Here is a 12442-nt window from a genome sequence, read left to right as displayed (position 1 = left end):
AAAATCCAAGTAGAAAGAGGAAGTACACTATGATCTCATACGGATGTCTGGCGATTATGTTTCTTTTTGTCGCCATCAAATCACTAATTTACTATATACATAAAAAACGCGCCCCGTCGATTACACAAATCGACACCGAGCTACTGGCACTGCTGAACCGGAGAAGTGAGCGCAATGAATAGTTCCAAACAAGCTGTACAATTTCGCCCATTTACCCGCACAGAGCACGCCTTCCAAAAGCTAAGAGTCTGCAAGCGTTGTGGGCAATTTACCGCCCTTTGGGAAGAAAAGTGCACATCATGTGGTCGGGATACTCTAGTTCCTGTAGAGCAATATGCCAGACTCAGAGCCAAACGTTATTTTCGTAAAGACCTTACCGTCAGTGTCATATTGCTGGCCGCTACTGTCTTTTTCGGCCACTCGCCGCAACAAATGCTTTTGTGCGGTATCGTCGGTGCGCTTCTTCTGCTGCCCTTGGTTCTTCTACAGCAGAGTATTTATCCTTATGAACAGCGTAGGCAGCTTATACGTCTGTTCAGAGGTCGTATAGGACAGATCCAGGAAGGACTAAACGTTAATCATAAAAACGCGGTTGCCCTGCGGCAGCTCAGTGAGCGTGTCTCCTATGAAATGCTGCGTGAGATGGCTGTACTCATTCACAATGATCGGATAAGGCTCCAGCAGGTCGCCCTGCTGCAATCTTTTGTTCTCCGTAAAGACATGGAATTAACGCTTGATCCTCTCCTGATCAAGAGCTTCGAGCCGCTTATGGTCAGATATATCGGAGAGATTGCCAGACTCAATCGTGAGCTGATCAAGGACCGGACATTCCGATACGTAGTCTTTTATGAGCGCCGTATTCTGGAATTGGCAGGAGGCGAAGATATTCTCGTCCGCGTAGCCAGTGCAGCTGTCCGTAAAAAACGCTACGTAGTTACCCATGCTGCTTTCATTTCCAGATATGTACGCAAACTGCCAAAGGAACGAGTCCAGCGTTTATATCATATCATTCAAGAGAATCCGTTAGAACCCTTTGGAGATTTGGCCGATGAAGTAAAGATCATGTACCTGATGGAGCAGTATAAAAACTGATCTGTCCTAACGCCTTCTATATATGACGTCATTACCATGACAAACCACTGCAATAAAGCAGCAAAAAACCGTCAGGATCGCCAACGTGCCTCCAGACGGTTTTTTTAATTATGGATTATTATAATATTGTTATCTTTTTTATTGGCCTTGCAGTTTTTGCTGCGCATGTCTAATGGAAGTAAAGTTAAAAGCACGCACTCCCTTGCTATCATACACAATAATCTCTTTATTCAAATATGGGTGTAGACCATTAAAATATCCAGGCATAATCAGTCTGCGCATAAATAGATTTTTACCCAGCATCCGTGGTGAATTGGTCGCTACGACAAGCATTTGCTGGGTTGCAGACCATGGGCTAGGTTGAATATATGACAGACAATACTCGCCTGGCGTAAAATCGTCGCCCAATGTATACCCTTCCTCCGTACATGTAATTTGCAGCTCGGCTTGATGCTTCTGAAGCAGCTCATGTCTGGACAAGCCCGAAGTGATACAAATCACGTTGCTATCAGCCAGTGCTTCCTCCGTAATGTCATTGGAAGACACCACCGGATAATGAACACCAATATACGGATTCCAAGTTGCTGTTCGGGGGCTAGCCAAGGCGTTCGCTGTCCGTTTCACCGCCTGCTCTTCCTCCGATGTAGCATAGCTGGATGGAAGGACAATGTGAAGACGATCCATATACACGTCAAGCACACCCATTCCATGGCTCAAACCGTTTCTTCCCACGCTTTTCGAATCCACAATTTTCTTTGTGGCATCCGATTCTTTTGTAAAGCATCCACTGCTTTCTTCCTCCCGTTCAGCGATCAAACGGTATTCAGGTGAGGGACGTTTATGTGACTGTGTTTTAACAAAGCGAAAGCGGCTGTATTCCCGCAAATCCAACACGAAAATACGGGCTCCAATACGAACCTGGGCCAACTCCAAGGGCATGACCTCTTGCGAAAGATGAATGATAAATTCTTCGGCGTGAACTGCCTCGATATCCAACTCACCTGTGGCACTCATTTCACCGTACAACTCGGCATATTCCTCATTTTCTTCCATTCGCGTCAGTTCCAGCCAGTAAGCCCGGTTATGTCGGCCCCGTTCCGTCCGATAGGCAATACGCTGAGGTACGGCATCTCTTTTCCATTGCATAAGCCAACCCAGCACGCCGTCCAGAAGTCTCAGCTCATGCGTATCCCAGTGATTAGAATGCCGTTCTACAACCCCTTTAAAATGATCTGAGGGAAGCTCTGTTACAGGGGCTGTGTATGCTTGTTCAAATAAGTAATCCTGATCTCCGCATACATTCAATATTGGCATATTCAACAGATTTATCAGATGCTTGGGATGTGGCGCTCCAGAGATAACCGCAATTGCCGCAAACCGAGAAGGATAAGCCTGTGCCATTGCCCAGGCAGCATATGCTCCGTTCGAATAACCCGTAAGATAGACCCGCTCTTCGTCCACTCGGTATGCTTGCAGTATGACATCCAGCGCCTCCAAAAAAGCAGCTTCTCCAATATAACTACCCAACGTTACACCACGGCACGAAAAAGTAACAAATATAGCTTCCTCTTCCCAGCCTTGCCCAAAACCTCGATTCTGAAAATCCGGCAAGCCCAGCTCATATCGCTTGCCTGGCATCAGGACGATCAGAGGATACTGTCGGTCAGTCGAGTAGCTTCTGGGAAGCTGAATGGTATAGCGTTGCAAACTATTGTCCAAACGGGAGACAAAGAATCCTTCCCCTATTCCGTCATTAGATAAAAAGATGTGTTCCTCTTGAAGTAAAGATGGGGAGTGTGGCTGTTCGGTATGTCCACACGTGAAGATTTGTTTTAATAGCTTGATATATTCACGTACAACCCGGTAATCCCAGATTTCAAAAGGATCTTCCGGCAAATCCGTTAACCTTTTTAATTCTTCAAGCAGGCCCTCTATTTGTATTTTCTGCGCAGAATGAAGAATATCTATAGCGCGGGCTTGAATGTATTGGTCATACTCTTTCTGCAAGCCCTCCACGACGACTGACAAAGGCCGCACAAGTACCGAATACACAAAATGATGCTCCACAGCCTCATGATCCCGATATGTAACAGTGAAGTGCAGCATTCCCGTATTCCTGGCCTTTTCCTCATCCCAGTCATAGCTTTGCTCCTGCTCCCAATGTGCTGGAAAGCGATCCAGCTTCATGCCCTCATCATCCGTTACCTCGACCCATAACGTTTGATCTAAGGGAAGATCTATCCGATCCTTACGCAGTAAATAAAATAAGATCGGGCTGTCTTCGCCCTCCCTGCCAGCACTTTCTTCAACCTCTAGCCATGCCATATGAAAACGTATATTACGCTCTACAAATTCTCGATGCAATTCTGTCACATCTGATTCGTCGCATACCTGATTTCCACTGATACGAATAGAGCGGGCCTCCTCGGGAATAAACGCAGCAATGATAACTACCGTGTGATCGCCTTCCTCCAGATACAAGCGAAAAGGACCGGATTCCGCATATACAAGTGTGCCATCTATCCATATTTGTCCCGTTCCTTCAAAGGGTCTGAAAATCACTTCCTGTGCAGCCATACAACGAAGATTTGAAACCAGCAAAAGCCTTTCTTGTTCGGCCAAAGGCGGAAAAACACCTAGATTCAGTTCCGCAGTCCGAGGGTCCAGCTCGGTCAATAATCGGCACGCTGCCTTTCCTCCGGCTGAAAGCTCTACTCCTTCTTCACCACAAGCCTTTTCCAAATTCCAATCCTCATGGGCAAAATAACTTGACCATTCCCTGCCCACACCGCAATTTTCCGGAAGCTCGACTGGACCGACTGCATAAGCAGACGCCAGACGTACCGGATGATCCGACAGCACAGTAGTTGCTTTTTCCAGATGTGTGAACCTCATAACATTCCCCCTCCAGGTTTTTGTTTCCTCAGAGACGTAGTCGCGGTTATATTCCGTTTAACATTCAATTGAACTATATAAAACTATTCGTTATTACCTCTACGTACTCCTCTGTGCTTTTCAAAAAAGAAGCTATTCTCACAACAAAAAAAGAGGCAGCTTCTGCCACCTCTCTTGAACATTACACTTATTTTCTTACAATGCTGCCTGCAAGTCTTCAATCAAATCTTCCAGATCTTCAATCCCAACCGAAATCCTCACCAAACCTTCGGTAATGCCTAACTCTGCACGACGTTCTACCGGAATAGAGGCGTGCGTCATACGTGCAGGAACGCTAATCAAACTTTCAACCGCTCCCAAGCTTTCAGCCAGTGTAAAATATTTCACCTTTTTCAGAAGTGCAACCGCGTTAGCGTCGCTACCTACATCAAAGGAAATGATGCCGCCAAAGCCTTGAGCCTGGATTTTGGACAGTTCGTGCTGCGCATGGCTTTCCAGTCCAGGATAATACACTTTTCTAACCTTCGGATGTTTTTCCAAAAAGGCTGCAATTTCCTTCGCATTTTGCTCAATCGCTTCCATACGCAGACCCAATGTTTTAATACCGCGGATCAATAACCAAGAATCCTGCGGGCCGAGAATAGCACCAATGGCGTTTTGCAGAAAATGGAGTTGTTCTCCCAGCTCGTCGCTGTTCACAACAGCCAGACCAGCTACAACATCGCTGTGGCCGCCCAAATATTTGGTAGCAGAGTGAATGACAATATCAGCCCCGAGTGTAATTGGCGTCTGCCAATAAGGGGTAGCAAATGTGTTGTCGACGATCAGTAAAAGATCATGTTTTTTTACAAGCTCCGAAACAGCGCGGATATCAGTAACTTTCAAAAGCGGGTTCGTTGGCGTTTCGACATACAATGCCTTCGTATTCGGACGAATTGCTTTGGAGATAGCTTCCAGGTCAGTCGTATCCACAAATGTGGACTCAATTCCGATACGGCTGAGCACTTTGCTTACAATGCGATAGGTGCCTCCGTATACATCATCGGTCAGCAAAATATGATCCCCTGCATTAAACAGTGAAAATACCGCATGAATTGCAGCCATACCCGAACCGAAAGCAAAACCACGCTTTCCTTCCTCCAGATCCTTGATCAGCTCCTCCAAAGCAAACCGGGTCGGATTGCCTGTACGCGAATACTCGTATCCCTTATGGACGCCAATTTCCTCTTGCTCATAAGTGCTTACCTGATAAATAGGAACGTTAACCGCGCCTGTATGGGGATCGGTAGGAAGCCCGCCGTGAATCAGTTTTGTTTTGCGTTTCATTTTATATCCCGCCTTCATATATTTTTTTACTCAGATAACGTTCGCTGCTATCCGGGAAAATGGTAACAATATGTGCACCATCCGGTGCATTTTCTGCTTCCAGTAAAGCGGCATGTAAAGCAGACCCTGAAGAACTGCCAACGAGAAGACCCTCACGTGCAGCCAGTTCCTTGACACGGCCAAAAGCATCGACATCACTAATGGTGTGGATGGCATTAAAATATCCTTTATCCACAAATTCGGGAATTAATTCCATGCCAATTCCTTCCGTTTTATGTGGACCTGACTCGCCGCCATTCAAAATGGACCCTTCCGGCTCCACGATGACTGTTTTAAGGGCTGCATTTTGTTCCTTAAGATAACGCGAGGTTCCCATAAACGTTCCCCCCGAGCCTGCACCTGCCACAAATACGTCCACTTTGCCGTCCAGATCGTTCCATATTTCAGGTCCCATTGTCGTATAGTATGCCTCGGGATTATCCGGATTACTGAATTGCCGCGGCAAGTATGCATCTTTTATTTCAGCAGCCAATTCTTTTGTTTTTTCGATAGCTCCTTTCATCCCCTTACTCGTCGGGGTATGAACGATGCGTGCTCCCAATGCCTTCATCAGGTCCTGTTTCTCTTGGCTGAACTTCTCAGGCACAGCAAAAATAACCGAGATATTATAATGAAGTGCTGCCATCGCAAGACCAATACCTGCGTTGCCTGCTGTTGCTTCAATTAATGTCCCACCTGGCTTCAGCTGACCTGTTTTTAATGCTTTTTCAATAAGAGCCTTACCCACCCGATCCTTTACGCTGCCGCCGGGATTCATAAACTCCAGCTTCGCAAACAGGCGAATTCCTCTCGGTAGAGAATAGCTGTTCAGCTCCACTAATGGCGTACGTCCGATGAGTTCAAGGGTATTTTGATATACATTCATAATTTCAAGCTCCTTTTAATGGCGAATCCAAAATAAACCAATGGTCAAAAATTAACGCCTACTGTCGGAGAAGTTCGCTATCATCTCCAAGAAAACATAGTAATGCGGTAAGTATTGATGCAATAAGATTTTATGTGTATTTGAAGCTTTTGTCAAATGGACCAGTCACAATACCCACACCCCCTGCCTGCTTGCTCGATAGGATAGAGAAGATGTCACAAAATATTCCCCGTGCAACATAAGGAGGAGTTCATATATGGGAAAGCAATTTCTAAAGATAGCTGCCGTATATTTTGCCCTCAGTGTGCTGCTTAGTGCCATTATTGGCGTGTCGGGTGATTACAGTCTGTCCAACATTCAGTCTCATATCCATTTATTGGGTTGGACAACGCTTGGAATCATAGGTCTGATCTATGTGGCCTTTCCCGCACTTTCAGTTACTATTCTGGCACATACCCATTTTTGGATGCATAATATCGGTCTGCCCGTGTTGATATTGGCGCTTACAGGTCAAAATTACAAGGTTCCAGAGACTGAAGTTTGGATCGTCACAGGGTGGGTGTTACTCGCAGGGGGGACTATGCTGTTTATGGTGAATGTGTGGGACAGACTGCGCTAGAGCAGATAAGTTCTCTTCATTTGACCATAAAAAAAAGGAGCCTGATCATGTCAGGACTCCTTGATATCTTCATCATATGTTAGCTATATACCAGCTGTACTAGCTAAGTGTCTTACTGTTACTTCACTATTTCATCCTGTACATGTTCTTTACAGAAGTTCTCAACAGCTTGCAGCTCATCCTCTTCAAGTTCAAGATCAATGTAATGATTCGTTACTTTTTCAATTAATTCATACTTCAGCAGTCCTGTCTTTTCTTCGTCTACTAAATAAAGACAACGGATATACAGTCCGTTTTCAGTGTATAGCTCGTCGTCCTCCTCTACCTCTACATCAATGATAAATTCATAACGCTGTCCAGTCAAAATACCAAAAGCATCTTTAATCTGATCTACGGTGTACGCTGTAAAGTTCAACATGTTTTTATTCCCTCCGGGTTTCCTTCAATTACGGTGCATTCTACGCCTGCAGGCAGTAGTTGTTCAACTTGTATACGTACTTCTTGACGACTCAAATCCTGGCCCATGATGGATATCCAGCCCCGATCATTGCGCGAACGAATTAAACGCCCTATGCCTTGTCTGAGTCTAAGTGCCATGTGAGGCATATCTATCTGAATAAACGGATCTGCTGCATCCTTGCGCAGAGCCGTAAAAACCGGATCATTCGGAGGAAATGGCAGTGACCAGATAATAACGTGCGACAGAGAAGGTCCAGGAATATCCAATCCTTCCCATAATGTGACAGCGCACAACACACTTTCCTCATCATTCTGAAAAGCTGAGATCAGATGGCTGATTTCAGCCGAACCTTCGTACAGAAAACGATAGGCAGACGCCTCCGGGTAAGCAACGAGACCCGTCTGGAATGCAGCCAATTCCTCCTGTGAAGGAAACAGGATAAGCGCTCTTCCCTGCGATTTCTCCAGCAGTGCCAGCGCTCTCTGGATTGGATCATCCCCCGCTTGCAACGGGTACAGTGCAGCTTGCATCTGATCGCTGTAGTCATAAGGTGAAGCAACAGAGAACGTTAGCGGATTTTCAATACCGAGACTCTGCGCCATATAGTCAAAAGAGCTTTCTACGGAAAGCGTAGCTGAAGAGAATACGATCGGTATATGCTGCGCAAATACTCGCTCTTTGAGAATCTCTTTTACCATCTTCGGCATAACCACAAGCGTTAATCCATCCTGATCCTCCATCACCCACGAAATGAGAAGTTCAGGACGCTTAAACAAAGCCAACGCGGTTTGAATCATTTCCAAATGTTCTTCCACAATTTTGACTTGATACTCATCCAAAGAGAATAGTCCGCTTTCAAATACAAGCTCTTCCTCGATCATGCCGATCAGTTCTCCAAAGCGGTTTACCTCTCGAGTCAGTGACTCATTCAGGATGAACTCCTTGCGATTAGAACCCTGGACAGGCTGACTGTTCTTATCTAGTGCAGCGAACAAAGCCTCACTTTGGGAGATTGCATCTTCAATCGTCATTGCCAGAGATTCTCGCACTTCTCCCTCCAGCAGTCGGGTAATTATAGACTCAAACTGAGCGTGCTTAAGCTTGTAAGTAAGCGCATTTTGTGCCGCTGTCTCCAGTAAATGCCCTTCGTCAAAAACAACAGAGCTGTGCTCCGGCAGCAACGGCAACTGACCCTCGCGCTTTCTCGCTTCGTAGGTCCATACATGCTCCATATAAAAATCATGAGAGCAGATGACCAGATCTGCCGCTTTGCGATAATGATCACGAGACAACGTCTGACCACAACGATGCCGCTGATGGCAAACGAGACAGTCTTGAAATACATCCCATCCGAGTCTGCTCCATTGTCCATCTGTTAGCTCAGGATATTCCTTTCGGTTCCCGTAAGGAGTGAAGGACTGTAACGTATCTGGAAAATGAACAAAATCCGGTAGATCCTGATAGATATCACGGAAAACATCTGCGTCCTCATCCAGTCCGCTTCGCACCTCATCCAGCTTATTCAGGCAAATATACTGATCTGGCGACTTCCCCAATCTGGCATCAATCGTCAGACTCAAATGCTGTGCCAGCTTGGCGATATCCCCTTCCGGCTTTACCAATTGTTCAATTAACGATTCATCTGCACAGGCGATAATCGCCGGTTTTCTCATGTATCGGGCATATGCAATAGCGTACAGCAGGTATACCAGCGTTTTACCAGTACCCACACCTGCTTCTGCAAAAATGGTCTTTTTTTCCTTATAGGCACGTTCTAGCTGGAATGCCATATAAATTTGTTCATCCCGAACCTCAAAGCCGACTTCAGGCAAAACTTCATAAAATACATCCGCAATCCAGTCACTTGCCTGCTCAATAAACGGCTTGGACGGATCAAAGGCAAAAGGGTAAGTAGTCAATCGGGCTGTGCCTCCAATTCGTTCATAATGTGCATCCTTTCATTATAACGCAAAACAAGCTAAAAAGAACATGAAAACTGTAAGAGCAGCTTATATTTTTTTTATGTCGGTATAAGATTCCCTTTAAAATAAAGGGGCATACTTTCGTCTCGGTGAGATGCTACGTTATATTAATATTTCATAAAGAAAGCTACATAGACATCTACGATGGAAATTTTTTGAGAAATGTCTGTTTTTTCCGTAATAGTAAATGAAGAAAATTATCATGACAAAATAAAAGAAACCAGCTAATGTATTACAAGCATTAGCTGGTTTCTTGTTGATTGATGAATATGCATTAAGCAGAAGCTCGTTCTCCTTAACTCATGTTTAAGATTCGCCAATTAGATCCAATTTTCCCCACGCTTATTAATACATGGTTTTGTTCTTCTCCATCTATATAAAGCTTAACTTCAAGCACCCTTATTTCTTGTATATTCATAGTCTGCTCTATAACATTTTTGTTCTTTTCACTATGACTCGATATTATTTGAGGCTTAGAGTACGTGCTACTCACCTTCATTTCCTTGATTTTCTTTAGGTCCATAGCAGCATTCGCTTCTCCCATAACGATACGTTTGCCCACCATATCCGGATTTGAGTTTAGGAACAGTAACATATAAAATTTCTCCCAATACTGTTCATATTCGATAAAGCTTTTTAAAAAGTTATGGCTTTCAAAGGAAGGAATGGGAGCACCTGCTTGAAGCTCATAGGTATGGAGCAAATTGAAATGATTATCTACTGTATTCGCACGATACTTTTCCACAATAGGAAAACATTTTAACGCACTGTCGAAGTTATGATCATTTACAGCTTCAAAAAAGGCTTCTACCACCAATTCGGGCGTGGAAAATTGCGCCTCAGTGGGTTGTGGCAGATCTGCCTGCAAGTTCTCCAAATAAGTGCTTCCAGGCTGCTCTTTTCTAGCATCTTCAGAGCTGATCTCTCCAGAATGTCCTTTATTCGTACAACCCGCAACCACTACGAACAGCAGCAGGACTACAACTGAACAAAATATCCATTTTCGTTGTCGCATGAATTCATGTTCCCCCATTATTTTGAAAATCAAAGACTACTAAGCTTTCCTTAATAATCGGTGATCTCCTCCGTACTTACAGAAAAGACGATTGCTGATTGTATCGCTGCAACTCTTTTTTATGTACAACAAAGGTATTGGTACAAAGATCGTGGACTCCCTGTTTCTTCGCAGTAAAAGCGACCACAATATATATAAGACGTAAAATCACAAAAGAAACGGCTTTAATCCAATAACGTCCTGAGGCATGCAAGAATCCAAGACGCTTTCCTTCCTTGTCTACAACAATTAAAGAGAACACAAGCTTACCCGGTGTTGCTCTTACCTTCGATGATTCCCATAACACACAGTAAAGCCATGGTACTACGAGCCATAAGATCAGCGGCCAAACCATAAGCAGCACTTGTATGAAACCCGTCTCCTTTATACCCAGAAGATCTGGGATAATGTTAATTGCTCCCCCTACTAAAAGGACTATGCCAGTAAGGATGATCAAATCAATCAAAAACGCGGCTGTTCTTATCCAGAATCCTCCGTACATCCGTCTTTCAGTATCACTTGTTCCTGTCATGATATGTATAACTCCTTTTGAAATGATATTTAAAATCCAGTTTATTCCTTTACACAAGATGATATCATACGGTTACCTACCTATATTGTCAATTTACGAATAAATACTCTTAAACAAGTAAAAGGACCTATTTCCATGCATCAAAATGAAAATTTTATAGGAATTAAGAGCTTTATATACAATGATTTTTCTTTGATTGGGTACAAAATAAGCGCAGCTACAATCTCTTCCCCCTCTATAAGTAGTACTTTGGCATCGAATTAAATAAAGTCTTTTTTTGTGCATAAAAAAACAGCGTATATGTAAATGAGATTACATACACGCTGCCTCACTATTACTCTGTGGATTTGACAAGCAACAGCTCAGCTCGAATGAGCTTGTTCCGGATCATCTTACTCACTATACATCTTACTCACTATATTTTTTTGCATTCAACACTAAACAAACCTTCTTCACCGCGCAGCTTTGCCAATGCCTCGACAAAGAAATAATCGCCATAGATAATGGGAACGTTGATGTATTTTTGCTCAGGATAATGTACGGTCCCGTTCATCAGCAATCCCTCATGCTCCTCACCCCACGCCGTACACGTATGATGCAAGCCCTTGAGAATAGATTCTGCAGCTTCTGTAAAATGCTCCGCACGTGTCGAATATTTTGCCAGCTCTAGCAAACCACTGGCTGCAATCGCCGCAGCCGATGAATCCCATGCCCCTCGGTGCTCTTCTTCTGCTCTAAAATCCCACACAGGCAGGCAAGCATCGCCCAGTTGGGACAGGAAAAAATCAGCCGTGTTCTCGGCCACCTTCAAATAACGCGAATCGCGCGTGTACCCATACGAAAGCGTAAAACCATACAATGCCCAAGCCGTGCCACGTGCCCAAGCAGAACCGGGAGCAAATCCCTGTCCACCATGCTCGGCGACCTTTTTTCCAATCTCCGGATCGAATTCGACCACATGTGCGATAGAACCGTCCGAGCGGACAAATTCACGTGCTACGGTATCTGCATGCTGCACAGCGAGAGCGGCAAAACGCGGATCTCTGCTTACCTCCGAAGCCCAATAAAGCAAGGGCAGATTCATCATACTATCTATAATCGCAACGCCCCGTGTATCCATGTCCTTCGAGGAGAAGTTCCATGCGCGAATAAAACGGCCATTCACGTTAAAACGGGCAACCAGCAGATTGGCAGCCAACAACCCTCGCCTTCTGGACTCTGAATCTCCGGTCAGCCGATGGGCGGCTACACCGCTGAGCAGCCAAATAAAGCCAAGATCATGGTCTACAGCTTCGCTATTATAGAGTATTTTTTCCAAACGACCCTCGCACCGCTGTGCAATCCCGGCAGCCACACTGTCAGGACGCGCCCGATTGGTCAGCCACAGTAGCCCCGGATAAAAGCCTGCTGTCCACCACGCTTCTTCACGATTATCATAACGTCCACCCTCAGCAACATGTGGAAAAGCGTCCCCCAGTCTTGCCGCTAAGGCAAGGGTCTTATCCAAAGCCAGATCCCACGATTGCTCCAGCCACGCTTCTGCTTTCGTCATTTCTT

11 protein-coding genes are annotated in these 12442 nt (G+C 44.9%); 3 read left to right on the top strand and 8 right to left on the bottom strand.

The features are described 5' to 3' along the window. Positions 1-29: 29 nt before the first annotated feature. Together MKX46_RS00960 and MKX46_RS00955 are read left to right on the top strand one after the other, a co-directional pair. Entirely contained in the window at positions 30-182 is a 153-nt protein-coding gene (locus MKX46_RS00960; protein ID WP_023988385.1) for a hypothetical protein, read from the top strand. After that, a complete protein-coding gene (locus tag MKX46_RS00955; protein ID WP_341070771.1) occupies positions 175-1092 on the top strand; it encodes a hypothetical protein in 918 nt (305 codons plus the stop codon). The genes MKX46_RS00960 and MKX46_RS00955 overlap by 8 nt, the downstream gene beginning before the upstream one ends. Before the next feature lie 138 nt (positions 1093-1230). Here MKX46_RS00955 and MKX46_RS00950 read toward each other — a convergent pair whose 3' ends face one another. From MKX46_RS00950 to MKX46_RS00940, 3 genes are all read right to left on the bottom strand, one after another. Then, entirely contained in the window at positions 1231-3987 is a 2757-nt protein-coding gene (locus MKX46_RS00950) for a PHB depolymerase family esterase (protein ID WP_341070770.1), read from the bottom strand. Positions 3988-4182: 195 nt separating this feature from the next. Beyond that, a complete protein-coding gene (locus MKX46_RS00945; RefSeq protein WP_029519142.1) occupies positions 4183-5313 on the bottom strand; it encodes a bifunctional cystathionine gamma-lyase/homocysteine desulfhydrase in 1131 nt (376 codons plus the stop codon). Between the two features lies 1 nt (position 5314). Continuing rightward, on the bottom strand, positions 5315-6238 hold the full coding sequence (locus tag MKX46_RS00940) for a PLP-dependent cysteine synthase family protein (RefSeq protein WP_029519141.1): 924 nt from the start codon (positions 6236-6238) through the stop codon (positions 5315-5317). A 256-nt stretch (positions 6239-6494) separates the two neighbouring features. On the opposite strand from MKX46_RS00940, the gene MKX46_RS00935 reads away from it, so the two are divergent. Further along, the gene (locus tag MKX46_RS00935) at positions 6495-6857 is read left to right on the top strand and encodes a hypothetical protein (RefSeq protein ID WP_029519140.1); all 363 of its coding nucleotides are present in this window, start codon (positions 6495-6497) and stop codon (positions 6855-6857) included. Between the two features lie 118 nt (positions 6858-6975). On the opposite strand, the gene MKX46_RS00930 is transcribed toward MKX46_RS00935, so the two are convergent. From MKX46_RS00930 to MKX46_RS00910, 5 genes are all read right to left on the bottom strand, one after another. After that, complete coding sequence (locus MKX46_RS00930; protein WP_029519139.1) at positions 6976-7275, bottom strand: DUF6509 family protein; 300 nt, start codon at positions 7273-7275, stop codon at positions 6976-6978. Then, positions 7269-9236: an ATP-dependent DNA helicase gene (locus MKX46_RS00925; RefSeq protein WP_029519138.1), complete on the bottom strand. Its 1968-nt coding sequence runs from the start codon at positions 9234-9236 to the stop codon at positions 7269-7271. Before MKX46_RS00925 ends, MKX46_RS00930 begins: the two co-directional genes overlap by 7 nt. Before the next feature lie 358 nt (positions 9237-9594). Then, on the bottom strand, positions 9595-10314 hold the full coding sequence (locus MKX46_RS00920; protein WP_029519137.1) for a hypothetical protein: 720 nt from the start codon (positions 10312-10314) through the stop codon (positions 9595-9597). Between the two features lie 76 nt (positions 10315-10390). Then, entirely contained in the window at positions 10391-10885 is a 495-nt protein-coding gene (locus MKX46_RS00915) for an RDD family protein (protein WP_029519136.1), read from the bottom strand. Positions 10886-11300: 415 nt separating this feature from the next. Next, entirely contained in the window at positions 11301-12437 is a 1137-nt protein-coding gene (locus MKX46_RS00910; protein WP_341070769.1) for a glycosyl hydrolase, read from the bottom strand. Between the last annotated feature and the right edge of the window lie 5 nt (positions 12438-12442).

The organism is Paenibacillus sp. FSL P4-0113, assembly GCF_038009305.1.
GTDB lineage: Bacteria > Bacillota > Bacilli > Paenibacillales > Paenibacillaceae > Paenibacillus > Paenibacillus polymyxa_D.
This window is presented reverse-complemented; position numbering and strand designations above follow the sequence as displayed.